Origin of the sequence: Nocardioides sp. GXQ0305 (assembly GCF_050880345.1) — a bacterium.
In the GTDB taxonomy this organism is placed as follows: Bacteria; Actinomycetota; Actinomycetes; order Propionibacteriales; family Nocardioidaceae; genus Nocardioides.
The window spans coordinates 350,688-374,825 of record NZ_JBNYXG010000003.1; the positions used below are offsets into that span (position 1 = coordinate 350,688).

The 24,138-nt window shown below is 73.0% G+C and carries 22 protein-coding genes; 19 read left to right on the forward strand and 3 right to left on the reverse strand.

From position 1 onward, the window contains the following. Window positions 1-105: 105 nt before the first annotated feature. Genes ACQ1X7_RS10300 through ACQ1X7_RS10310 form a run of 3 tightly spaced genes read left to right on the forward strand, consistent with a single transcriptional unit; the run spans window position 106 to window position 4,628 of the window. Window positions 106-2,325, forward strand: a complete 2,220-nt coding sequence (locus tag ACQ1X7_RS10300; protein WP_432478340.1) for a 3-hydroxyacyl-CoA dehydrogenase NAD-binding domain-containing protein — start codon at window positions 106-108, stop codon at window positions 2,323-2,325. A gap of 52 nt (window positions 2,326-2,377) precedes the next feature. Then, entirely contained in the window at window positions 2,378-3,097 is a 720-nt protein-coding gene (locus ACQ1X7_RS10305) for an ABC transporter ATP-binding protein (protein ID WP_432478093.1), read from the forward strand. Window position 3,098: 1 nt separating this feature from the next. Then, entirely contained in the window at window positions 3,099-4,628 is a 1,530-nt protein-coding gene (locus ACQ1X7_RS10310) for a hypothetical protein (protein ID WP_432478094.1), read from the forward strand. An 18-nt stretch (window positions 4,629-4,646) separates the two neighbouring features. Here the strand turns inward: ACQ1X7_RS10310 and ACQ1X7_RS10315 are convergent, their stop codons facing one another. Further along, window positions 4,647-5,189, reverse strand: a complete 543-nt coding sequence (locus ACQ1X7_RS10315; RefSeq protein WP_432478095.1) for a hypothetical protein — start codon at window positions 5,187-5,189, stop codon at window positions 4,647-4,649. A gap of 20 nt (window positions 5,190-5,209) precedes the next feature. Here ACQ1X7_RS10315 and ACQ1X7_RS10320 point away from each other — a divergent pair, with 20 nt between their 5' ends. The 5 genes from ACQ1X7_RS10320 to ACQ1X7_RS10340 are packed head-to-tail and all read left to right on the forward strand — an operon-like array spanning window position 5,210 to window position 9,478. Then, a complete protein-coding gene (locus tag ACQ1X7_RS10320) occupies window positions 5,210-6,472 on the forward strand; it encodes an acyl-CoA dehydrogenase family protein (protein ID WP_432478096.1) in 1,263 nt (420 codons plus the stop codon). Continuing rightward, window positions 6,469-7,230, forward strand: coding sequence for an SDR family NAD(P)-dependent oxidoreductase (locus ACQ1X7_RS10325; protein ID WP_432478097.1), 762 nt, complete (start codon window positions 6,469-6,471; stop codon window positions 7,228-7,230). The genes ACQ1X7_RS10320 and ACQ1X7_RS10325 overlap by 4 nt, the downstream gene beginning before the upstream one ends. Continuing rightward, window positions 7,227-8,291 (forward strand): phosphotransferase family protein, encoded by a 1,065-nt coding sequence (locus ACQ1X7_RS10330; RefSeq protein ID WP_432478098.1) that lies wholly within the window; start codon window positions 7,227-7,229, stop codon window positions 8,289-8,291. The genes ACQ1X7_RS10325 and ACQ1X7_RS10330 overlap by 4 nt, the downstream gene beginning before the upstream one ends. Next, the gene (locus tag ACQ1X7_RS10335) at window positions 8,291-8,920 is read left to right on the forward strand and encodes a histidine phosphatase family protein (RefSeq protein ID WP_432478099.1); all 630 of its coding nucleotides are present in this window, start codon (window positions 8,291-8,293) and stop codon (window positions 8,918-8,920) included. Before ACQ1X7_RS10330 ends, ACQ1X7_RS10335 begins: the two co-directional genes overlap by 1 nt. Before the next feature lie 45 nt (window positions 8,921-8,965). Next, on the forward strand, window positions 8,966-9,478 hold the full coding sequence (locus ACQ1X7_RS10340; RefSeq protein ID WP_432478100.1) for a DinB family protein: 513 nt from the start codon (window positions 8,966-8,968) through the stop codon (window positions 9,476-9,478). Window positions 9,479-9,568: 90 nt separating this feature from the next. On the opposite strand, the gene ACQ1X7_RS10345 is transcribed toward ACQ1X7_RS10340, so the two are convergent. Further along, the gene (locus tag ACQ1X7_RS10345) at window positions 9,569-10,318 is read right to left on the reverse strand and encodes an SDR family oxidoreductase (RefSeq protein ID WP_432478101.1); all 750 of its coding nucleotides are present in this window, start codon (window positions 10,316-10,318) and stop codon (window positions 9,569-9,571) included. Between the two features lie 110 nt (window positions 10,319-10,428). On the opposite strand from ACQ1X7_RS10345, the gene ACQ1X7_RS10350 reads away from it, so the two are divergent. The 11 genes from ACQ1X7_RS10350 to ACQ1X7_RS10400 all read left to right on the forward strand — a co-directional run bounded on the left by ACQ1X7_RS10350 (window position 10,429) and on the right by ACQ1X7_RS10400 (window position 23,752). Beyond that, window positions 10,429-10,920, forward strand: a complete 492-nt coding sequence (locus tag ACQ1X7_RS10350; protein ID WP_432478102.1) for a DUF4282 domain-containing protein — start codon at window positions 10,429-10,431, stop codon at window positions 10,918-10,920. Window positions 10,921-10,990: 70 nt separating this feature from the next. Continuing rightward, window positions 10,991-13,144, forward strand: a complete 2,154-nt coding sequence (locus ACQ1X7_RS10355) for an MMPL family transporter (protein ID WP_432478103.1) — start codon at window positions 10,991-10,993, stop codon at window positions 13,142-13,144. A 208-nt stretch (window positions 13,145-13,352) separates the two neighbouring features. Continuing rightward, window positions 13,353-13,949, forward strand: a complete 597-nt coding sequence (locus tag ACQ1X7_RS10360; protein ID WP_432478104.1) for a TetR/AcrR family transcriptional regulator — start codon at window positions 13,353-13,355, stop codon at window positions 13,947-13,949. 1 nt (window position 13,950) lies between these two features. Then, on the forward strand, window positions 13,951-14,751 hold the full coding sequence (locus ACQ1X7_RS10365) for a TIGR03084 family metal-binding protein (RefSeq protein ID WP_432478105.1): 801 nt from the start codon (window positions 13,951-13,953) through the stop codon (window positions 14,749-14,751). Continuing rightward, window positions 14,744-16,477, forward strand: a complete 1,734-nt coding sequence (locus ACQ1X7_RS10370; protein ID WP_432478106.1) for an acyclic terpene utilization AtuA family protein — start codon at window positions 14,744-14,746, stop codon at window positions 16,475-16,477. Before ACQ1X7_RS10365 ends, ACQ1X7_RS10370 begins: the two co-directional genes overlap by 8 nt. Further along, on the forward strand, window positions 16,474-17,730 hold the full coding sequence (locus tag ACQ1X7_RS10375) for an acyl-CoA dehydrogenase family protein (RefSeq protein WP_432478107.1): 1,257 nt from the start codon (window positions 16,474-16,476) through the stop codon (window positions 17,728-17,730). The genes ACQ1X7_RS10370 and ACQ1X7_RS10375 overlap by 4 nt, the downstream gene beginning before the upstream one ends. A gap of 84 nt (window positions 17,731-17,814) precedes the next feature. After that, window positions 17,815-18,315 (forward strand): SRPBCC family protein, encoded by a 501-nt coding sequence (locus ACQ1X7_RS10380; RefSeq protein ID WP_432478108.1) that lies wholly within the window; start codon window positions 17,815-17,817, stop codon window positions 18,313-18,315. 10 nt (window positions 18,316-18,325) lie between these two features. Next, a complete protein-coding gene (locus ACQ1X7_RS10385; RefSeq protein ID WP_432478341.1) occupies window positions 18,326-19,903 on the forward strand; it encodes an acyl-CoA carboxylase subunit beta in 1,578 nt (525 codons plus the stop codon). After that, entirely contained in the window at window positions 19,900-21,813 is a 1,914-nt protein-coding gene (locus ACQ1X7_RS10390) for a biotin carboxylase N-terminal domain-containing protein (protein WP_432478109.1), read from the forward strand. The genes ACQ1X7_RS10385 and ACQ1X7_RS10390 overlap by 4 nt, the downstream gene beginning before the upstream one ends. Continuing rightward, complete coding sequence (locus ACQ1X7_RS10395; protein WP_432478110.1) at window positions 21,813-22,994, forward strand: acyl-CoA dehydrogenase family protein; 1,182 nt, start codon at window positions 21,813-21,815, stop codon at window positions 22,992-22,994. Before ACQ1X7_RS10390 ends, ACQ1X7_RS10395 begins: the two co-directional genes overlap by 1 nt. Window positions 22,995-23,092: 98 nt before the next feature. Then, a complete protein-coding gene (locus ACQ1X7_RS10400; protein ID WP_432478111.1) occupies window positions 23,093-23,752 on the forward strand; it encodes a pyridoxamine 5'-phosphate oxidase family protein in 660 nt (219 codons plus the stop codon). Here ACQ1X7_RS10400 and ACQ1X7_RS10405 read toward each other — a convergent pair. After that, on the reverse strand, window positions 23,727-24,125 hold the full coding sequence (locus ACQ1X7_RS10405) for a VOC family protein (protein WP_432478112.1): 399 nt from the start codon (window positions 24,123-24,125) through the stop codon (window positions 23,727-23,729). The genes ACQ1X7_RS10400 and ACQ1X7_RS10405 overlap by 26 nt on opposite strands. Window positions 24,126-24,138: the final 13 nt, after the last annotated feature.

Below are 24,138 nucleotides of genomic sequence, written 5' to 3' on the forward strand. Positions count from 1 at the left end.
GGTTGAGTTGGGTGTGAGTGGCCACGGACCGGTCGCGAGGCCCAGCTCGACCCCCACTCACGCCCAACTCAACGAGCTTCTACATCCAGGAAAAGAGCAGTGACCATGCAGACCGAGGTGACGAAGCAGTCCACGGCGGTGCACTACGAGCGGGACGCCGACGGGATCGTCACCCTGACCATGGACGACCCGGGCGCCAGCGCCAACACCATGAACGAGGCCTACGTGGAGGCGATGGCCGCCGCCGTCGACCGGCTGTACGCCGAGGTCGCCCGCGACGAGCAGAGCGTGACCGGCGTCGTCGTCGCCAGCGCCAAGAAGACCTTCTTCGCCGGCGGCAACCTCACCCTGATGGTGCAGGCCACGCCCGACGACGCGCCCCGGATCTTCGAGACGTGCGAGCAGGTCAAGGCGGGCCTCCGGCGGCTGGAGACCTTCCCGCGCCCCGTGGTCGCGGCCATCAACGGCGCCGCGCTGGGTGGCGGCCTCGAGATCGCGCTCGCCGCCAACCACCGGGTGGCCGTCGAGGGCCGCTACGAGATCGGGCTTCCCGAGGCCACGCTGGGCCTGCTGCCCGGCGGCGGCGGGGTGACCCGCACCGTCCGCATGCTGGGGCTCCAGTCCGCCCTGATGGACGTGCTGCTCCAGGGGCCGCGCTTCAAGCCCGCCCAGGCGCTGGACAAGGGCCTGGTCGACGAGCTGGTCGGCACGCACGACGAGCTGCTCCCCGCGGCGAAGGCGTGGCTGAGGGCCAACCCGGACGCGGCCCAGAACCCGTGGGACGCGCCGGGCTACAAGATGCCCGGCGGCTCCCCGAGGTCGCCGTCGCTCGCGCAGTTCCTGCCGGCGTTCCCGGCGCTGCTCCGCAAGCAGCTCAAGGGGGCGGACTACCCGGCGCAGGAAGCGATCCTGTCCGCTGCCGTCGAGGGGGCCCAGGTCGACTTCGACACCGCCACCCGGATCGAGTCGCGCTACCTGACGAAGCTCGTCGTCCACCAGAACAGCAAGAACATGATCCAGGCCTTCTTCTTCGACCTGCAGGCGATCAACGCCGGCAAGCTCCGGCCCGCGGGGGTCGAGCCGTGGAAGGCCACCAAGGTCGGCGTCCTCGGCGCCGGGATGATGGGCGCCGGCATCGCCTACGCGTGCGCCCGCGCCGGGATGCAGGTGGTGCTCAAGGACGTCGCCCCGGAGAACGCCGAGAAGGGCAAGGCCTACTCCGCCACCCTCAACGCCAAGGCCGTCGACCGCGGCCGGCTCACCGAGGAGAAGTCCCAGGAGCTCCTCGACCGGATCCACCCGACCGCGGACCCGGCCGACCTGGCCGGGTGCGACCTGGTGATCGAGGCGGTCTTCGAGGACCCCTCGCTCAAGCACCGGGTGTTCGCCGAGGTCGCGCCGTACGTCGACGCCGATGCGCTGCTGTGCTCCAACACCTCGACGCTGCCGATCAGCGAGCTGGCCACCGGTGTCGACCGCCCGCAGGACTTCATCGGGCTGCACTTCTTCAGCCCCGTCGACAAGATGCCGCTGGTCGAGATCATCCGCGGCGAGGAGACCTCCGACCGGGCGCTCGCCAGGGCCTACGACGTGGTGCAGCAGATCCGGAAGACCCCGATCGTGGTCAACGACAGCCGCGGCTTCTACACCTCCCGGGTGATCGGGTTCATGGTCAACGAGGGACTCGCCATGCTGGCCGAGGGCGTCCACCCGGTCTCGCTGGAGCGCGCCGCCACCCAGGCCGGCTACCCGGTCGGGACGCTGCAGCTCTCCGACGAGCTCAACATGGAGTTGATGGCCAAGATCGCGAAGGCCACCCGCGACGCCGCCGAGCGGGACGGCACGCCGCTCGAGGACCACCCCGGCTCGGCCGTGGTCACGCGGATGATCGAGCTCGAGCGGCCCTCGCGGCTGAAGGGCGCCGGGTTCTACGAGTACGACGACGCCGGCAAGCGGCAGGGACTCTGGCCCGGGCTCGCCGGGGAGTTCCCCGTGGCCGACGAGCAGATCCCCTTCCGCGACGTGCAGGAGCGGATGCTGTTCGCCGAGGCGCTCGAGACCGCCAAGTGCTTCGACGAGGGAGTCGTCGAGTCCGCGGCCGCGGCCAACATCGGCTCGATCATGGGCATCGGGTTCCCGCCCGCCACCGGCGGCGCCGCCCAGTACATGACCGGCTACCAGGACCCCGACGACCGGACGGCCGAGATCGGGCTGGCGGCGTTCGTGCGCCGCGCCGACGAGCTGGCCGACCGCTACGGCGAGCGGTTCCGGCCGACGGCGTACCTGCGCGGGCTGGCCGAGCGCGGGGAGTCGTTCCCCGCCTGACGGGTCTCCCCGTTCGCCGGACGGGAGGCGGGATCTGGGGGAGGATTCCCCCATGACCCAGCACCCCCCGGCTGCGGCTGTCGACGTCCGCAGCCTCCATGTCCGCTTCGGCGACGTCGAGGCCGTCGCGGGCGTCGACCTGACGGCGTACGCCGGGCGGGCCACCGGTCTGCTCGGGCGCAACGGGGCCGGCAAGTCGACCACCATGCGGGTGCTCGCGGGCGCCGTCCCCCCGACCGCCGGGACCGCGTTCGTGGCGGGCCACGACGTCCGTCGCGACCCGGTCGCGGTGAAGCGTGCGACCGGCTACTGCCCAGACGTGGGCGGTCTGGTGCCGAGGGCCACCGCGTGGGAGCACCTCCAGCTCTCCGCCCGGCTGCGCCGGCTGACCGGCTGGGAGGAGCGCGGCCGCGACCTGCTCGAGCGGTTCGGCCTGGGCGACGCCGCCCACCGGGTGACCGGAGGGTTCTCCCACGGCATGGGCCGGCGGCTGTCCGTGGTGCTGGCCACGCTCCACCAGCCCGACGTGCTGCTCCTCGACGAGCCCTTCGACGGCGTCGACCCGGTGGGCGCCGAGGCGACCCTCGAGGCGATCGCCGACGCCCGCGCCCGCGGCGCCTGCGTGCTGCTCTCGACCCACCTGCGCGAGCTGGCCGTCGAGGCCTGCGGCGAGGTGCTGGTGCTCCGCGGCGGCGCCCAGGTCGCCACCGTGTCGGCGGACGAGATGGTCGGGGAGGAGGGGGCGCGCGCCTACCGCGCGCTCCTCGACTGACGTGACCGCGCCCGCTCTCCCGACGGTGGCCGAGGCCCGCTGGCTGCGCCCGGTCCGCGACGTCGGCCACCTGCTCCGCTTCCGCTCCGCCTCCGTACGCCGCAGGTCGGCGTTCTGGTGGACGGCCTCGGTGATGGTCGGCCTGACCCTGGCGGCGGCGACCGTCCCCGCCCTGGTCCCTGCCACCGACGACGAGCGGCTCAACGTCGGCGTCCTGCTCCCGACCGCCATGGCCGGGCTGCTGCTCATCGCGGTCGTCTCGGCCGTCGCGTCGGGTGGTGGCCGCGAGCTGATCTCCCGCGAGCAGGGGGTCGCCTACCCCGTGAGCCCCGCGACGGACCACCTCGGCGCCCTGGTGCTGGCCCCGCTCAACATCGCCTGGCTGATCCAGGCCTGGCTCCTGCTCGGCGCGGCGGCCTACACGGTCGGGTGGCAGTGGAGCCTGGTCACGCTGCAGGTCGTGCTGCTGCTGTGGCTGGCCCTCGCGACCGCGATCGGCCAGCTGGTGGCGTGGAGCGTGGAGATGGTGCGCCGCCGGCCCCGGGGCGTGGTCGCCGTCCGCATCGTGCTGTGCGCGCTCGCCGCGTCGGCCCTGATCGTCCAGCTGAGCGGCCGCACCCTCGACCTGCTCGACCGGGTGCCGACCCTGTGGATCGTGGCGGGCGGCCTCGGTGGCGTCCGGTGGCAGTGGGTCCTGACCCTCGGCGCCGAGCTCGGCCTGCTGGTGGTCGTGGTGGTCGCCGGAGTGGTGCCCGTGACCCTGGCCTCGAAGCTGATGCCGCACGACGAGCTCCGGATGGAGTCCGACACCCACACCCCGCGACGGATGCCCTGGACCGACCTGTCGGCGCTGCTCCGGCTGGACCGGGCCTCGGTCTGGCGATCGGTCCCCATGCGGCGCGGTCTCGCGGTGCTCGCGATCGGCCCCGGCCTGGTCGCGCTGCTCGGCAACCTGCCGTGGGAGCAGGCCACGGTGCTCCCCGGCCTGGTCGCCTCCGGCGGCGCCCTGCTGTTCGGGGTCAACGCGTGGTGCCTCGACGCCCGCGGCGCGCTGTGGCGGGAGAACCTGCCCGCCCTGCCCGGGACGGTCTTCTGGGCCCGGGTCATCGTGCTCGCCGAGTTCCTCGCCCTGGCGTCGCTCGCCACGATCGCGATCGCCGCGCTGCGGGCCGGCGTCCCGTCGGTGAGCGAGGGCACCGCGCTGGTGTGCACCGTGCTGGTGGTGACCCTCCAGGTGGTGGGCGCGTCGATGCGCTGGTCGGAGCAGCGGCCCTACCCGGTCGACCTGCGCAGCGCCCGCGCGACGCCCGCGCCCCCGATCATGATGGTGGCGTACTCCTCCCGGCTGGCCGTCTGCACCACGCTCACCGGCCTGTTCTTCTCGTTCCTGGGTCGGGTGCCCAACCCGGCGCCGTCGCTGTTCTTCGCGATCCTGTTCCTGACCTGGTCCGGGGCCCGGCTGGCCCGGACCGCGCACCGCTGGAACGACCCGGTGACCCGGGCCCGGGTCGTGGTCACCGTCGCCGCGTGACCCGGCGCTGAGGACCGGTCAGTCCTGCTCGGCGGCGCAGTCGGCCTGCGCGTTGCCGAGCCGGGTCACCGCGGGGTCGTCGTAGCGGCCGGCCATCGTCGCGACCAGCGCGTCCCTCTGGGCCTTCGGCGGGACCGCCTCGAGGAGGCAGTCGGCGTAGGCCCGGGGGTCGAGGTCACCCTTGCGCACCGACGTCACGGCCTGGGTCGACGCCTCGACCACGTCGATGCACGCGAGCGTCGCGTCCGCCGCCAGCCCGGCCAGCTCCTCCGGCAGCGTCGGCAGCTCCTGCACCGCCCCGCCGTCGTCGGCCACCAGCCCGCCCTCCTGCAGCTGCTCGGGCGTCGCCGAGGCCAGCAGCTCCTCGGCGAAGCACTCTCCGGCGGCGGTCTCCCTGGGCGTCGGGTCGCTTCCCGCGAAGGCCGCCGCGAGGCCCGCGCGCACCTCGGCCTCGTCGTACGCCGCCGTCGTGCCCGACGAGCCCTCGGCGGGCTCGTCGGAGGACCCGCCGGAGCACGCGGTGAGCAGGGCGACGAACAGGCAGACGACCGCGAGGCGCATGGGCCCTAGGGTGGCATGCCATGGACTTCTCCCCCTCGCCCCGGGCTGCCGACCTGCGCGAGCGGGTGGCGCGCTTCCTCGCGGAGCACGTCGAGCCGATCGAGGCCGACTACCACCGCGACCTGGCCGCGGCCCGGGCGGCCGGCACCCAGTGGACGCCGCTGCCGGTCATCGAGGAGCTCAAGGCCGAGGCCCGGCGGCAGGGCCTGTGGAACCTGTTCCTGCCGCGCGAGCACGCCGGCGACTACGCCGCCCGCTTCGGCACCGACGGCGGCGAGGGACTCAGCAACGTCGACTACGCGCCGCTGGCCGAGCTGACGGGGCGCTCGGCGATCGCGCCGCTGGTCCTCAACTGCAACGCGCCCGACACCGGCAACATGGAGGTGCTGCTGCGCTACGGCACCGACGCGCAACGCGAGCAGTGGCTCGAGCCGCTGCTCGACGGCCGGATCCGCTCGGCGTTCACGATGACCGAGCCCGGCGTCGCGAGCTCCGACGCGACCAACATGGAGGCCACGGCCGTCGTCGACGGCGACCAGGTCGTGATCAACGGCCGCAAGTGGTGGTCCACCGGCGTCGGCCACCCCGACTGCCGGATCTTCGTCTTCATGGGGCTCACCGACCTCCCTGAGAACCAGCAGGGTGCCGACCGGCACCACCGCCACACCATGGTGCTGGTCCCGCGTGACACCCCCGGAGTCCGGATCGAGCGCCTGCTGACCACCATGGGGTACGCCGACGAGCCGATCGGACACGGCGAGGTGTCGTTCACCGACGTCCGGGTCCCGGCGGCCAACATCCTGTCCGGGCCCGGTGAGGCGTTCGCGATCGCGCAGGGGCGACTGGGTCCGGGGCGGATCCACCACTGCATGCGCCTGGTCGGCGCCGCCGAGGTGGCCCTCGAGCACGCGGTCCGGCGCGGCCTGTCCCGGACCGCCTTCGGCAAGCCGCTGGTCGACCTCGGCGGCAACCGGGAACGCATCGCCGACGCCCGGATCGCGATCGAGCAGGCGCGGCTGCTGGTGCTCCACGCGGCCTGGAAGCTCGACCAGGGTGGGCCGAGGAACGCGATCTCCGAGGTCTCCCAGATCAAGGTCGCGGTGCCGCGCACCGCGCTCGCCGTCATCGACATGGCGATCCAGATGCACGGCGGCGCCGGGATGTCCGACGACCTCCCGCTCGCGATGTCGTGGGTGAACGCGCGGACGCTGCGGCTGGCCGACGGTCCCGACGAGGTGCACCAGGGCCTGGTCGCCCGCCTCGAGCTCGGCAAGTTCCGGTGAGGGTGCTGGTCACCGGTGCCGCCCGTGGTCTGGGCGCGGCCCTGGCCTCCGCGTTCCGGGCCCGCGGTGACGACGTGCTCGCCACGGACGTGGACGCCCCCGACGGCGCGAGCGCCGACCTGCGGCTCGACGTCACCAGCGACGACGACTGGGCCGCCGCCCGGCGCCACGTCGAGGACACGTGGGGTGGCCTCGACGTGCTGGTCAACAACGCGGGGGTGGCCGGAGGAGGCCGGCTCGACGTGGCCACCCTCGAGGAGTGGCACCGACTCACCGACGTGAACCTGCTCGGCGCGGTCCGCGGCACCCGCGCCTTCGTGCCCCTCTTCAAGGCACAGCGCTCCGGTCACGTCGTCAACGTCGCCTCGCTCGCGGGGCTGGTCCACCCGGCGGGCATGGCGTCGTACAACGCGACCAAGGCCGCCGTCGTCGCCCTGACCGAGACGACCGGCCACGAGCTCGCGGCGTACGGCGTCCGGGCCAGCGTGGTCTGCCCGTCCTACTTCCGGACCGGACTCGTCGAGCGGATGCACGGCGCGGACAGCGCGGTGGGTGCCGTGGTCGCGCAGCTGGTCGCGACCGCGCCGCTCGGCCCCGACGACATCGCGGCCGCCGTGCTGGCGGGGATCGACCGTGGCGACGAGCTGATCCTCCCCGACCCCGCCGCCCGCGCGGCGTACGACCTCAAGACGAGCGACCGGGCGGCGTACGACCGCCAGCTGCGGCACCAGGCCGCGCGACTCGAGGAGCTGACGTGAACGACGGCGCCACCAGGGTCCGTGACGAGGACTCCTTCGACGTGCCGGCCGTCGCGGAGTGGCTGCGCGGACACGCCGCCGAGGCCTGGCGCGGCCGGCTCGACGGGACGCCCGGGGTGCGGCAGTTCCCGGGCGGCGCCTCCAACCTGACCTACCGGCTCCACTGGCCCGGCGCGACGCTGATCCTGCGCCGCCCGCCCGCCGGCGTGAAGGCCAGGGGCGCCCACGACATGGGCCGCGAGCACCGGATCCAGGCCGCCCTCGGCCCGGTCTTCCCGCTGGTGCCGGAGATGGTCGCCCACTGCGACGACGAGTCGGTGATCGGGTCGCCGTTCTACGTGATGACTCAGGTCGAGGGCACCATCCCGCGACGCGAGCTCGGCGTCGAGCTCGACCGGGCCGGCACCTCCACCCTCTGCGGCAACTTCTGGGACGTGCTGGTGCAGCTGCACTCCGTCGACCTCGACGCCGCCGGGCTGCGTGACCTCGGCAAGGGCGAGGGGTACGTCGCGCGGCAGGTGTCGGGCTGGACGACCCGGCTGGACAACGCCCGCACCGACGACATGGGCGACTGGTCCGACATCACCGGGTGGCTCGACGCCGAGCAGCCGGCGGACGTGGCGTCCTGCCTGATCCACAACGACTTCCGGCTCGACAACGCGGTGCTCTCGCCGGCGGACCCGCTGCGCGTCGCCGCCGTCCTCGACTGGGAGATGGCCACCGTGGGCGACCCGCTGATGGACCTCGGCGGCGCGCTGTCCTACTGGGTGCAGGCCGACGACGACGAGTTCTTCCTCCAGTTCCGGCGCCAGCCCTCGACCGCCCCGGGGATGTGGACCCGGGCCCAGGTCGTCGACTACTACGCCGAGCGCACCGGTCTCTCCGTCACCCCGGACCAGTGGCGCTTCTACGAGGCGTTCGGCCTGTTCCGGCTCGCGGTGATCGCCCAGCAGATCTGGTACCGCTACCACCACCGGCAGACCACGAACGAGGCGTACGCCGTGTTCGGCCCGGCCGTCGGCCACCTCGAGCAGCGCTGCCGAGAGGTGGTCGGTCGCTGATGGGGCAGCTGCTCGTCGTCCGCCACGGGCAGGCGTCCTTTGGTGCCGACGACTACGACGTGCTGTCCCCGACCGGGGAGGAGCAGGCGCGGGTGCTGGGCGCCGCGCTCGCCGACCTCGCACCCGACCTGGTCGTGCACGGCTCGCTGGTCCGGCAGCGGCGCACCGCCGAGCTGCTGGCGGCGGCCGCGGGCTGGGACGTCCGGCTCCGGGAGGACCCGCGCTGGAACGAGCTCGAGGACCTGGCCCAGTTCGCCGCGGTCTCCGGGTCGCCCGACGGGCTGGACCGCGACGGGTTCCAGCAGTGGTACGACGCGGCGATGGCGCGCTGGACCGGCGGCGAGCACGACCACGACTACTCCGAGCCGTTCGTCGGGTTCCGCGACCGCGCGAACGCCGCGCTCGCCGACGTCGCCGACGAGGGCACCGTCGTCGCGGTGTCGTCCGGCGGACCGATCGCCGCGATCGCCTCGGTGCTGCTCGCGGGCGACGCGACGACGTACGGGCGGCTGCTGCCGGGGATCGTCAACGCCGGCATCACGCGGGTGATCTCGGGCAGGCGAGGGCTGACCCTGCTGTCCTTCAACGAGCACCAGCACCTGCCGCCGGAGCTGCGCACCTACCGCTGAGCCACCGGTCACCCGGTGACCGGAAGGGGGGCCAGACTGGGGCGCATGACCACCGAGGACCTCAGCCAGGAGCGCCGCGACCTGCTCGAGACGCTGCGCACCCACCGCCACTTCCTGCGGCACACCGTGCAGGGGCTCACCGAGGAACAGGCCCGCACGCGCAGCACCGTCAGCGAGCTCACCCTCGGTGGCCTGGTCAAGCACGTGGCCGCGACCGAGTCCGGGTGGCTGGACTTCGTCGAGAACGGCCCGGCCACCATGGCTCCGCCGGAGGACGGCGACTACTCCGTGTGGGAGGACGGCTTCCGGCTGACCGACGACGAGACCCTGGCCGGGGTGCTCGAGACGTACGACGCCGTCGCCTCGCGCTGCGACGCGCTGGTCGCGAGCGTCGACCTCGACCACGCCTGGCCGCTCCCTGCGGCGCCGTGGTTCGAGCCCGGCGCGACCCGGACCGCTCGCCGGGTGTTCACCCACATCGTCGCCGAGACCGCCCAGCACTCCGGCCACGCCGACATCATCCGCGAGGCCATCGACGGCCAGAGGACGATGGGCTGACGTCGGTAGTCCAGTGAGAAGTGGCCCCCCGACGCGCCGTGCCGAGGGGCCATTCGTCACTGGAGTACACCCGACGGGCCGGGTCTCGAGTCAGATCATCCGGCGGTAGACCGGCAGCGGTGCGTGCTTCATGACCACCGACAGCGGAGTCCACGGCAGTGCGGGCACACACGCGGAGTCCTTCTTCTTCTCGATCGCCGCGACCATGGCCGCGACGCCCTTCTCGGTCGGGACCATCATCCGGTTCTCGGCCGCGGCGACGCCCGCGTTCATCTCCGAGGCGATGTAGCCCGGATAGAGGACGGTGAAGTCGTAGCCCGACGTCCCGTAGAACTCGGCCCGGAGCCCTTCCACGAGGTGGGCCACGCCGGCCTTGGTGGCGCCGTACGTCGTCATGCTCTTCGGCATCCCGCGCATCGCCGACATCGACGACACCATGACCAGGTGGCCGCCGCCCTGGCCGCGGAACACCTCCATCGCCGCCTCCACCTGGGCCAGTGCCGCCACGAAGTTGGTCATCGCCGTGTCGCGGTTGGCGTCGAAGCGTCCGGTGCCGAGCGGGGCACCCTTCCCGAGGCCGGCGTTGACCACGACCCGGTCGATCCGGCCGAGGGTGTCCGCGAAGTCGCGGACGACGGCGAAGACCGCGTCGTGGTCGGTGACGTCGAGCGTCCGGACCTCGACGCGGCGGTCCGGGTGGGCGGCCAGCAGCTCGGCGCGCAGCTCCTCGAGCCGGTCGGCCCGCCGTGCGCACAGCGCGAGGTCCTCGCCGCGGGCGGCGAGCTGGCGGGCCATCTCGGCGCCGAGGCCGGAGGAGGCGCCGGTGATCAGGGTCGTCATGCCCGCCAGTCTGGCGGTGGGCGCGGTGCCGCCGGTCGGCGACCCCGGACGGCTAGCGTGCGGCGCACGGGGCCCGGGGCGGACCGTGCCCCCCGGAGGACGGAGCGTCCATGAGCGGTCAGCAGCCAGACCCCTACGCCCAGTCGTACGGCGGGCAACCCCCCTATGAGGCGGGCGGCGGGCAGCGTCCCTACGAGGCGGGCGGTGGTCAACCCCCCTATGAGGCGGGCGGTGGTCAACCCCCCTATGGGGCGGGCGGTGGTCAACCCCCCTATGGGGGCGGCGGGCAGCCTCCCTACGGGGCCGGCGGCGGGCAGCCGCCGGGCAAGGGCTTCTTCGGTGCGCTCTTCGACTTCTCCTTCGAGCACTTCGTGACGCCGATGCTGGTCAAGGCCGTCTACATCGTGGCGCTGGTCGCCCTCGGCCTCGGCTGGCTGTTCTGGCTGGTCGCGGGCTTCGCCCAGGACGCGGCGTTCGGGGTGGCGGTGCTGATCCTCGGACCGATCCTGCTGTTCCTCTACCTGTGCCTGATCCGGATGACGCTGGAGTTCTACCTCGCCATCGTCCGGATGAGCCAGGACATCCACCAGCGACTGCGCTGACCGGACGGCCCTCCCGGCCGGGATCCGACCTGCGAAGCGGCCCGGCCGGGTGATGGGCCAGAATCGGGCCATGGCGAGGGAGACGCGGCGCGCCTGGGTGCGGCCGCTCGTGGTGGTCCTGCTCTGGGTGCTGATCGGCTTTCCCATGATGCTGTTCCTCGGCAAGCTGGCCGAGGTCCAGGAGAACGACAACTCGGCCTTCCTGCCGCAGAGCGCCGAGTCCACTGAGGTGCTCGAGACCTTCATCGACTTCCAGGACGAGGAGACCTTCCCGGTCACCCTCGTCTTCGAGCGCGACGGCGGGCTGACCGCCGAGGACCAGCAGGCGATCGAGGACTACCGGCCCGAGCTGGCCGAGGTCGAGTTCGTGGCCGAGGACGGCGTGGGCCCGCCGATCCTCTCCGAGGACGGCGAGGCGGCCCAGGTCGTCGTCCAGGTGGCCGCCAGCGACGGCGACGACGTCACCGCCACCGTCGACGACCTGCGGGTCGTGGTCGACGACCCACCCGACGGGCTCACCGCGCTGGTCGGCGGCCAGGGCGGCGTGCTCGGCGACTTCGTCAAGGCGTTCGGGGCGATCGACGGCATCCTGCTCGCGGTCGCCCTCGCGGTGGTGTTCTTGATCCTGGTGGTCGTCTACCGGACTCCGATCCTGCCGGTGGTCGTGCTGGTCTCCGCGCTCCTGTCGCTGGGGGTGGCCGCGGCTGCGATCTACACCCTGGCCGACAACGACGTGCTGACCCTCAACGGCCAGTCGCAGGGCATCCTGTTCATCCTCGCGATCGGTGCGGCGACCGACTACTCGCTGCTGATCGTGGCGCGGTTCCGCGAGGAGCTGCGCGACCACGAGTCGAAGTACGACGCGATGCGGATCGCCTACCGCGGCGCCTTCGAGCCGATCGTGGCGTCCGGCGCGACGGTCATCCTCGGACTGCTGTGCCTGCTGCTGTCCGACCTGGCCTCGCTCAGCGGGCTCGGGCCGGTGGGCGCGATCGGCGTCGCCGGTGCGATGTTCAGCTCGCTGACCCTGTTGCCGGCGGCGCTGATGCTGCTCGGCCGCCGCGCGTACTGGCCGTTCCGGCCCGAGCACGGTTCGGAGCACCGCGACACCCGCGGTCTCTGGGGCCGGCTGGCCCGGCTGATCCAGGCGCGGGCACGGGTGGTGTGGGTCGTCACGTTCGTCGCCCTGGCGGCGTGCGCGACGGCGATCACCCAGCTCGACGAGGACCAGGTGCCGCAGACCGAGCTGTTCCTGACCGAGGTCGAGTCGGTCGAGGCGCAGGAGGTGCTCGACGCCCACTTCGCGGCCGACAACGCCTCGCCGGTGCAGATCGTCACGCCGGAGGAGGACGTCGCCGAGGTGGTGGAGCTGGTCACGAACCACCCCGGCATCGCGGCACCCGAGACGACGTCCGGGCAGGGTGGCCAGGAGACGCTCCCGCCGGTGTTCCCGCTCCCCTCGCCCGACGACCCGACCCAGCCGCAGGTGGTCGACGGTCAGGTGATCGTGCTCGCGACCCTCGACGGCCCCGCCGACTCCCAGGCCTCGAGCGACACGGTGCGCGACCTGCGCGAGGATCTCGACGAGGTCTCCACCGACGTGCTCGTCGGCGGGTCGACGGCGATCAACCTCGACACCCGCGACGTCACCGGCAGCGACCGGGCCAAGGTGATCCCGGCGATCCTGCTGGTGATCCTCGTCGTGCTGGCGCTGCTGCTGCGGGCCCTGGTCGCGCCGGTGATCCTGATCGTCGCCAACGTGCTGTCCTTCGGGGCGACGATGGGGATCTCGGCGCTGGTCTTCGAGCACGTCTTCGACTTCCCGGCCTCCGACCCGTCGACGTCGCTCATCGGCTTCGTGTTCCTCGTCGCGCTCGGCATCGACTACTCCATCTTCCTGATGACCCGCGTGCGGGAGGAGTCGATCCGGCAGGGCACGCACCCCGGCATCCTGAAGGGGCTCTCCGCGACCGGCGGCGTGATCACCTCGGCGGGCGTCGTGCTCGCCGCGACGTTCGCCGCGCTCGGCGTGATCCCGATCCTCTTCCTCGCCCAGATCGGCTTCATCGTGGCGTTCGGCGTGCTCCTCGACGCCATCGTGGTCCGGTCGCTGCTCGTGCCGGCCATCTCCTACGACGTCGGCCGCGCGATCTGGTGGCCCTCCCGGCTCTCCCGCGAGACCGACCACGCCGACGCCGAGACCGCCGAGATGCTCCGCGGCTGACCCGGTCGTCCGCGGCCCGTGGCTGCCGCCGCGACCGTGCGGCAGCCACGTCCCCGTGGACTGCCGGCGTCGACACAATGGGGGTACTCCAGTGGAGAGTGGCCCCCGACACGCCGCTGGGAGGGGCCACTCCTCACTGGAGTACCCCGGTGGGAACCAACAAACAGTCAGGTTTGACTGTTTGTTTGTACGGCGGCACGATGGCCTCGTGCCGACGACGACCCGGGTCCCGCAGGCGGACCGGACGCGGGCGATGCGACTGCGGCTGCTCGAGGCGACGGTCGAGCTGCTGGTCGAGCGCGGGTTCTCCGGGACGTCCACCACGCTGGTGTCCGAGCGGGCGGGGGTGTCGCGGGGTGCCCAGCTCCACCACTTCCCGACCAAGAACGACCTCGTCGTCGCGGCGGTCGAGCACCTCACCGAGCTGCGCGGCCTCGAGCTCGCGCAGGCCCTCGGCCGGGTGACGCGCGGCGCCGACCGGACCCGGGCGGTCGTCAGGGTGCTCGGTGACCACTTCAGCTCCCCGGTGTTCACGGCCGCCCTCGAGCTGTGGGTGGCCGCCCGCACCGACGAGCAGCTGCTGGCGGCCGTCGCCCCGCTCGAGCAACGGGTCGGCCGGGAGACCCACCGGCTGACCGTCGCCGCGCTCGGGGCCGACGAGACCCGCGCCGGCGTACGCGAGATGGTGCAGGCCACCCTCGACCTGGTCCGGGGGCTCGGCCTCGCCGACACGATCACCGACGACGCCCGCCGCCGCGGCCGGATCCTCGACCAGTGGGCCGCCGTGCTCGACCGGGAGCTGTGAGATGAGCGACCTCCTCGACCAGCTGCTCGCCGACCTCGCTGCCGAGGGCGAGCGGCTCGACGACCTCGTGGCCGGCCTCGACGACAGTGACGACGGGGGCTGGCGGACGCCGACACCCGCCGAAGGCTGGGACGTCGCCACCCAGGTCGCCCACCTCGCGTGGACCGACGAGGCCGCCGTGCTCGCGGCCACCGACCGAGAGGGCTGGGACGCGCTCGTGCTCGACGCGAGCGGTGACCCCGACAGGTACATCGACCGGAGGGCGCTCGAGGGCGGCCGGGTGGAGCCTGCCGAGCTCCTCGACCGCTGGCGGACGGCGCGCGGGTCGGTCGCCGACGCCCTGCGCAGCCACCCCGACGGCCGGCGGATGCCGTGGTTCGGTCCGCCGATGTCGGCCGCGTCCATGGCGACCGCGCGGTTCATGGAGACCTGGGCGCACTCGCTGGACGTCCACCACGCCCTCGACGCCGACCCGGAGGTCACCGACCGGATCCGCCACGTCGCCCACCTCGGCGTCCGCACCCGCGACTTCGCATTCTCCGTGCACGGCCTCGACGCGCCCGCCGAGGAGTTCCGGGTCGAGCTCACGGCGCCGAGCGGCGACCTGTGGTCGTGGGGACCCGAGAGCGCCTCCCAGTCGGTGCGCGGCTCCGGGCTCGACTTCTGCCGCCTGGTGACCCAGCGGGTCCACCGCGACGACACCGACCTGGTGGCCCGGGGCCGCGACGCCACCGCCTGGCTCGGCATCGCCCAGGCCTTCGCCGGCCCGCCGGGTGAGGGGAGGGCGCCCACCGATGGCTGAACCCCTCCTGGTCGGCAACTGCTCCGGCTTCTACGGCGACCGGCTGTCCGCGATGCGCGAGATGCTCGAGGGCGGACCGCTCGACGTCCTCACCGGCGACTACCTCGCCGAGCTGACGATGCTGATCCTCGGCAAGGACACGCTCAAGGACCCGAGCCTCGGCTACGCCCGGACCTTCGTCCGGCAGGCCGAGGACTGCCTCGGCCTCGCGCTGGAGCGCGGCGTACGCCTGGTCGCCAACGCCGGGGGCCTGAACCCGGCCGGGCTCGCCGACCGGCTCCGCGAGGTCGCGACCGGGCTCGGGCTCGATCCCGCGGTCGCCCACGTCGAGGGCGACGACCTCCGCGGCCTCGCCCGCGAGATCGGGCTGAGCGACGACGCACTGACCGCCAACGCCTACCTCGGCGGCTTCGGCGTCGCGGCTGCCCTGCAGGCCGGCGCCGACGTCGTGGTCACCGGCCGGGTCACCGACGCCTCGCTCGTCGTGGGCCCGGCCGCCGCCCACCACGACTGGAAGCCCGAGCAGTACGACGAGCTCGCGGGCGCCGTCGTCGCCGGACACGTGCTGGAGTGCGGGACCCAGGCCACCGGCGGCAACTTCTCCGGCTTCGCCTCGCTGCCCGAGGAGGCCCGGTCGCGGCCGCTCGGCTTCCCCCTCGCCGAGGTCGCCGCCGACGGGTCGAGCGTGGTCACCAAGCACGACGGCACGGGTGGCGCGGTCACCGTCGACACCGTCACCGCTCAGCTGATGTACGAGATCCAGTCGACCCGCTACCTCGGTCCCGACGTCACCGTCGACCTCGCGACGATCGAGCTGGCCCAGGCGGGGCCCGACCGGGTCGCGGTCCGCGGGGTCCGCGGCAGCCCGCCGCCCGACCGGCTCAAGGTCGGCGTCAACGAGCTCGGCGGTCACCGCAACGCCGTCGAGCTGGTGCTCACCGGGCTCGACGTCGAGGCGAAGGCCGACTGGGTCCGCCGGCAGCTCACCGCCGCCCTCGACCCGGTGCCGGCCACCGTCGCCTGGTCCACGGTCACCGCACCGGCCGCCGACGCCGACACCGAGGAGGCCGCGTCGACCCTGCTGCGCTGCTCCGTGCAGGACCCCTCCGCCGACGTGGTCGGCCGCAGGTTCACCGCAGCCGCCGTCGAGCTGGCGCTGGCGTCCTACCCCGGGTTCACGCTGACCGCGCCGCCGGGCCCGGCCACGCCGTTCGGCGTCCACCGCAGCGAGTACGTCGAGCGCGACGTCGTCACCCACACCGTCGTGCACGCCGACGGGCGGCACGAGGTGGTGCCCGACCCGCCGACCGCACTGCAGCCGGCGGACGACCGGACCGGCACCCGCCCCTCGCCGTACCCCCATCCCACCGACACCCTCACCCGGCGGGTGCCCCTCGGCACGTTCGTCCACGCCCGTTCGGGCGACAAGGGTGGCGACGCCAACCTCGGCCTCTGGGTGACCCACGACGACCCCGAGCGTCGGCCGGCGCGGGTGGCCTGGCTCTCCAAGCTGATCACGCCGAAGAAGGTGCGCGAGCTGGTCCCCGAGGCGGCCGACCTGGACGTCGATGTGTTCCTGCTCCCCAACCTCGGCGGCGTCAACGTCGTCCTCCACGGCCTGCTCGGTCGCGGCGTCGCTGCCTCCACCCGCTTCGACGCGCAGGCGAAGGGGCTCGGCGAGTGGGTCCGGTCGCGGCTGGTCTCGATCGAGGAGGGGTTGCTGTGAGCGAGCAGGAGACCGCGAGGGACGAGCGGGCTCCGTCGCGAGCGAAGATTGAGCAAGCCCCGCGACCGAGGGACGAGGTCGCGGAAGGCGCGTCGAAATCCGGTGACCACCGCGAGGCGCTGAAGCAGACGGCCGCGGAGTTCGTACGCCGCGAGGTGCTGCCCCACCTCGACGACTGGGAGGCGGCGGGCGAGGTGCCGCGCGACCTCCACCGGGCGGCGGCGAAGCAGGGGCTGCTCGGCGTGGCCTTCCCGGAGCACGTCGGCGGCCAGGGCGGTGACCTGCTGATGAGCATCGCGATGATGGAGGGCTGCTTCGAGGCCGGCGCCAGCAGCGGGCTGATGGCCGCGCTGTTCACGGGCGGGATCGCGCTGCCCCACATCGTCGCGTCCGGCGACGCCGGACTGGTCGACCGGTTCGTGCGGCCCACGCTGGCCGGCGAGCTGATCGGCAGCCTCGCGATCACCGAGCCGGGCGGCGGCTCCGACGTCGCGGCGCTCCGGACCACCGCGCGCCGTGAGGGGGACGTCTACGTCGTCGACGGCACCAAGACGTTCATCACCAGCGGGGTGCGCGCCGACCACGTGACCACCGCGGTCCGCACCGGGCCCCCCGACGCGCCCGGGCACGACGCCCTCTCGCTACTCGTCGTGGAGAAGGGAACGCCCGGGTTCACCGTCGACCGGGCGCTCGCGAAGACGGGGTGGCACTGCTCCGACACCGCGGAGCTCGGGTTCTCCGGCTGTCGGGTCCCCGCCGCCAACCTGGTCGGCGAGGAGGGCACCGGCTTCGCGCAGATAGCGGAGCAGTTCGTCGTCGAGCGGATCGCACTCGCGGTCCACGGGTACGGCATCGCCGCCCGCAGCCTGGCGCTGACCGCGGCGTACTGCCGCGAGCGGGGGACCTTCGGGCGGCCGCTGGTGGCCCGCCAGGTCGTCCGCCACACGCTCGTCGAGATGCGGCGGCAGGTGGAGGTCGCCCGCGCCTACACCCACGAGGTGGCACGTCGACACGTGGCGGGCGAGGACGTCGTCGCCGAGGCGTGCCTGGCCAAGCAGACCGCGGTCGAGGCGGCGGCCCTCGTCTGCGACCGGGCGGTGCAGCTGCACGGCGGCACCGGCTACCTGACCGGCACCGAGGTGGAGCGGCACTACCGCGACGCCCGGATCCTGCCGATCGGGGGAGGAGCGACCGAGGTCCTCACCGACCTGGCCGCACGACTGATGGGGTACACGACCGCGGAGCGGGCGTGAACGATGGTGGTTGAGCAGCGACCACGGCCGACGCAGGAGGCCGTGACGGTGTCGAACCCCGCACGACGAAGGAGAACCGCAACCATGATCACGAGCACCCTCGGCAAGCTCTTCCCGCCGCCCTCGGCCGAGGTGTCGGTGTGGATGGACGCGCCCCCGGCCGAGGTCTGGGACCTGGTCAGCGACGTGACCCGGATCGGGGAGTTCTCCCCGGAGACGTTCGAGGCCCGCTGGCGACGCGGGTACGACGGGCCCGAGGTGGGCGCGAAGTTCAAGGGTCACGTGAAGCGCAACGGCGTCGGGCCGACGTACTGGAGCGCCTGCACCGTCACCGCCTGCGAGCCGGAGCGGGTCTTCGAGTTCTCCGTCGGGACCGACGACGTGGCGGTGAACAACTGGGGCTACCGGATGGAGCCGAAGGACGGCGGCACCCTGGTGACGGAGTACTTCCGCCTCGAGACCAACCTCCCGCTCCGGGTGTACTGGACCGCCCTCGGCTTCCTGCGCCGCCGCACCAACGAGAAGGGCATGCGCACGACGCTGGAGCGGATGAAGGCGGTCGTGGAGGGCGGATCCCGTGAGTAACCGGGCCGCCATGCTCGAGAAGCTGGAGGCGCTCGACGCCGAGCACGCGAAGGCGGTCGCCGGCGGTGGTGAGAAGTACGTCGACCGCCACCACGCCCGCGGGAAGCTGCTCCCGCGGGAGCGGATCGAGCTGCTGGTCGACCCGGGCTCGGCGTTCCTCGAGCTCTCGCCACTGGCGGGCTGGGGCTCCGACTTCACCGTCGGCGCCAGCGTCGTCACCGGGATCGGGGTGATCGAGGGCGTGGAGTGCGTGATCACCGCCAACGACCCGACGGTGAAGGGCGGGGCGAGCAACCCGTGGACGGTGAGGAAGATCTTCCGGGCCAGCCAGATCGCCGAGGAGAACGGGCTGCCGACTGTGGCGCTCGTGGAGTCCGGCGGCGCCGACCTGCCGACCCAGAAGGAGATCTTCATCCCCGGCGGCAAGCTGTTCCGCGACATCACCCGCAGCTCGGCCGCCAAGCAGCCCACGATCGCGTTGGTCTTCGGCAACTCCACCGCCGGCGGCGCCTACGTGCCGGGCATGAGCGACTACACGGTGATGGTCCGGGAGCAGGCCAAGGTGTTCCTCGGCGGTCCGCCGCTGGTGAAGATGGCCACCGGCGAGGAGTCGGACGACGAGTCGCTGGGCGGCGCCGAGATGCACGCCCGGACCTCCGGCCTCGCCGACTACCTGGCCGAGGACGAGCACGACGCCCTCCGGATCGGGCGCCGGATCGTGGCCCGGCTCAACTGGAGGAAGGCTCGCCCGCAAGGCTCGCTCCAGGGTGACCCCAGGGGGGTTGACCCCGTGGCGCCCCCCGTTGCCGACGCCGAGGAGCTGCTCGACCTGGTGCCGAGCGACCTCAAGGAGCCCTTCGACCCGCGCGAGGTGATCGCCCGGATCTGCGACGGCGTCTCGGCCACGAACGGGCAGGTCTTCGACGAGTTCAAGCCGCTCTACGGGCCGTCCCTGGTCACGGGCTGGGCGCGCATCCACGGGCACCCCGTCGGCATCCTGGCCAACGCCCAGGGCGTGCTGTTCAGCGAGGAGGCGCAGAAGGCGACCCAGTTCATCCAGCTGGCCAACCAGGTCGACACCCCGCTGCTGTTCCTGCACAACACCACCGGCTACATGGTGGGCGCGGAGTACGAGCAGGGCGGGATCATCAAGCACGGCGCCCAGATGATCAACGCGGTCTCGAACTCGACCGTCCCCCACCTCAGCGTGGTCATGGGGGCGTCGTACGGCGCCGGGAACTACGGCATGAACGGTCGCGCCTACGACCCGCGCTTCCTGTTCACCTGGCCCTCGGCCAAGTCGGCCGTGATGGGTCCCGCGCAGCTCGCCGGGGTGCTGTCGATCGTCGCCCGGGCGGCCGCCGAGGCGAAGGGGCAGCCCTACGACGAGGAGGCCGACCGCGGGATGCGGGAGTACGTCGAGCAGTCGGTCGAGGAGCAGTCGCTGCCCTTCGCGCTGTCCGGGATGCTGTACGACGACGGGGTGATCGACCCGCGCGACACCCGCACCGTGCTCGGCATCTGCCTGTCGGTCATCGACAACGCGCCGTTCACCGGAGCCGGCGGCTACGGGGTGTTCCGGACATGAGTCGCGTGATCGGCAGGCTGCTCGTCGCCAACCGGGCCGAGATCGCGAGCCGGGTGTTCCGCACCTGCCGCCGGCTCGGCATCGAGACCGTCGCGGTCCACTCCGACGCGGACGCCGGGCTGCCCTACGTCCGCGAGGCCGACGCGGCCGTCCACCTGGCCGGCAACGCTCCCGCCGAGACCTACCTCGACCTCGACGCGCTGGTCCACGCCGCGAAGGCCACCGGTGCCGACGCCGTGCACCCGGGCTACGGCTTCCTCTCGGAGAACGCCGCCTTCGCGCGGGCCGTGGAGGCGGCCGGGCTCACCTGGGTCGGACCGGCCCCGGAGTCGATCGAGGCGATGGGTTCCAAGATCGAGGCCAAGCGGATCATGCGCGAGGCGGGGGTGCCGGTGTTGGAGGCGCCGGAGCAGCCGACCGAGGCCGACCTGCCCCTGATCGTGAAGGCGTCGGCGGGCGGCGGCGGTCGCGGCATGCGGGTCGTGCGTGACCTCGCCGACCTGTCGGGCGAGATCGCCGCGGCCGAGGCGGAGGCGGCGTCCGCGTTCGGCGACGGCACGGTCTTCGTCGAGCCGTACGTCGAGCGCGGCCGGCACGTCGAGGTGCAGGTCGTGGGCGACCGCCACGGCGACGTCCTCGTCCTCGGTGAGCGCGACTGCTCGATCCAGCGGCGGCACCAGAAGGTCGTCGAGGAGGCCCCGGCCCCCGACCTGGCCGACGAGGTCAGGACGGCGCTGCACGACGCCGCCCGCTCCGCCGCCGAGGCGATCGGCTACGTCGGTGCCGGCACGGTGGAGTTCCTCTACGACCCGGAGCGCGAGCGGTTCTGGTTCCTCGAGGTGAACACGCGACTGCAGGTCGAGCACCCGGTCACCGAGGAGGTGCACGGCGTCGACCTCGTCGCGCTGCAGCTGGCCGTCGCCGAGGGTGGCGCCGTGCCGGAGCCGACGCCGCCCGAGGGTCACGCGATCGAGGTCCGGCTGTACGCCGAGGACCCCGCGGCCGACTGGCAGCCGCAGAGCGGGGTGCTGACGACGTTCGAGATCCCGGAGACCGACGGGATCCGCGTCGACGCCGGCTTCGCGTCCGGCAGCGCGGTGTCGACCCACTACGACGCGATGCTCGCCAAGGTCGTCGCCCACGCACCGACCCGCAGACAGGCCGCCCGCGCGCTCGCGGGCGTCCTGTCCCGGGCCAGGATCCACGGGCTCGCGACCAACCGCGACCTGCTGGTCGGCATCCTCCGCGACACCGACTTCCTCGACGCCAGGATCGGGACCGACTTCCTGGGACGGACCTCCGTGGTGGCCGCCTCCCAGCAGGCCACACCCCACCGGCACCTGCTCGTCGCCGCCACGGTGGCGCTGGCCGAGGAGCGGCGGTCCCGGCGTACGGTCCAGCGCGGCATCCCCGTCGGCTGGCGCAACGTGCCCTCCCAGCCGCAGCGCACCACCTTCGCGCCGGACCTCGACGTCGACTGGCACGGCACCCGCGACGGCTACCGCGTCGACGGCGTGGAGGTCGTGGCTGCCGGTCCCGGCTCGGTGACCCTCGCCGAGGACGGAGTCTCGGCGACGTACGCCGTGCGCGTCGACGGCACTGCCGTCGAGGTCGACGGTCCCCTCGGCCATGCCCGGCTGGTGGAGCAGCCGCGGTTCACCGACCCGGCCGACGCGGTCGCCAGTGGCAGCCTGCTCGCGCCGATGCCGGGCACCGTGGTCAGCGTGGCCGTCTCGGTCGGCGCCGAGGTCCAGGCCGGCCAGCCGGTGCTCGTCCTCGAGGCGATGAAGATGCAGCACACCGTGTCCGCGCCGCACGCCGGCACGGTCACCGAGATCGACGTACGACCCGGCGCGCAGGTCGCCGCCGGTGAGGTTCTGGCCGTTGTCCGAGCAGTGGAGGAGAGCTGATGGCAGATCCCGTCAGGTTCAGCGAGACCGAGGAGCGACAGGAGCTGCGCAAGGCCGTGGCGAAGCTGGCGTCCAGGTACGGCCGCGAGTGGTTCACCGAGAAGGCTCGGTCGGGTGGCAAGACCACCGAGCTGTGGCTCGAGATCGGCAAGAACGGCTACCTCGGCATCAACATCCCGGAGGAGTACGGCGGCGGGGGTGGCGGGATCGGCGACATCGCGGCGGTCTGCGAGGAGCTCGCGGCGCAGGGCTGCCCGCTGCTGCTGATGGTCGTCAGCCCGGCGATCTGCGGCACCATCATCGCCCGCTACGGGACCGACGAGCAGAAGCAGCGCTGGCTCCCGGGCATCTGCGACGGCACGGGCACGATGGCGTTCGCGATCACCGAGCCGGACGCCGGCACCAACACCCACAACATCACCACCACCGCCCGCAGGGACGGCGACGGGTGGGTGCTCAACGGACGCAAGGTCTACATCTCCGGGGTCGACGAGGCCGACCACGTGCTGGTGGTCGCCCGGGCCGAGGACGCTCGCACCGGCAAGGTGAAGCCGGTCCTGTTCGTGGTGCCGACCGACGTCGAGGGCTTCGAGGCGCAGCCGATCCCGATGGAGATCGTCAGTCCCGAGCAGCAGTTCACGGTGTTCCTCGACGACGTCCGGCTGCCGTCCGACGCCGTCGTGGGAGACCCTGACAGTGCTGCCGGAGGGGGCCTTGCTCAATTGTTCGCGGGGCTCAACCCCGAGCGGATCATGGCGGCGTCGTTCTCCACCGGGCTCGCCCGCTACGCGCTCGGCCGCGCCGCGGCGTACGCGAAGGAGCGGGAGGTCTTCCAGGGGCCGATCGGCTCCCACCAGGCCGTCGCACACCCGCTCGCGCAGTCCCACATCGAGATCGAGATGGCCCGGCTGATGACCCAGAAGGCCGCTGCGCTCTACGACGCGGGGGACGACATGGGCGCCGGCGAGGCGGCCAACATGGCGAAGTACGCCGCAGCCGAGGCCGCCTGCGACGCCGTCGACCGCGCGGTGCAGACCCACGGCGGCAACGGCATCACCCAGGAGTACGGCATGGCCGGCCTGCTGGTCGCCACCCGCGCCGGCCGGATCGCCCCCGTCAGCCGCGAGATGATCCTCAACTTCATCGCCCTGCACTCCCTCGGCCTCCCCAAGTCGTACTGAGGACCTCGGGTACTCCAGTGACAAGTGGCCCCTCAGGGACCCCGAAAAAGGGGCCACTTGTCACTGAACTACCGCACCGGGCGTGTCACCATCAGCCGGTGACGCTGGACGACCTGACCCGCAAGAAGGAACGACGTGCCACCGACCGGGCGGGGCTCGACCGGCTGCTCGACGAGGAGCTGGTGGGGACGCTCGCCACGGTGACGACCGACGGCCGGCCGTGGGCGGTGCCGATGCTGTTCGCCCGCGACGGCGACCGGATCCTGCTGCACGGCTCGACCGGCGCGGGGGCGCTGCGGCACGTCGCCGACGGTGCCGAGGCGGTGCTGGAGGTGCACGCCGTCGACGGGCTGGTGCTGGCGTCGTCGATGTTCGACCACTCGGCAAACTACCGCTCCGCGGTGGTGCGCGGCCCGCTCGTGGCACTGCACGGCGACGCCGCCCGGTCGGCCCTCGACCTGGTCTCCGACGGGCTGCTGCCGGGCCGGCGTGCGGAGGTGCGCGACGTGCTGGCCAAGGAGCTGGCCGCGACCGTCGCGCTCGCCCTCGACATCACCGACGACAACTGGATCCTCAAGGTGCGCAGCGGCGGCACCGGTGAGGACGCCCCCGACCTCCCCGCCGGGACGTGGACCGGGGTGGTCCCGCTGCACACCGTCGCCGGCGAGCCCGAGCCCACGCCGGGCGTCGACACGGACGCGCCGGCGTCGGTGCGGGTGCTGCGGGAGCGCTTCAGCCCGCCTTCGCCACCACGCTGACCAGGTGCCCGCCCGGCTCCTTGACCCACGCGGCCCGGTTGCCCACGAAGTCGTGGGGCGCGGCGACGGGGGTGGCACCCGCCGCCAGCAACCGCTCGTACGCCGCGTCGACGTCGTCGCACCAGAGCGTGATGTCGCACTGCGGCAGCCCGGGGCTGGCACCTCCGAGCGCGTGCATCGACTCCGCTGCGGCGTGGTCGGCCACCCCCAGCGTGAAGTCGTCGAGCACCATCTCGACGTGGATCGGCGGACCGTCCTCGGGGGTGCGGAAGGTCTCCGCGAAGCCGCAGTGGTCGACGAAGAAGCGGGCCGACGCGCTGACGTCGTCGACGAACAGGTTGACCTGCGGCCGCGCGAAGTTCCCACCGGACATGGGTCCACCCTGA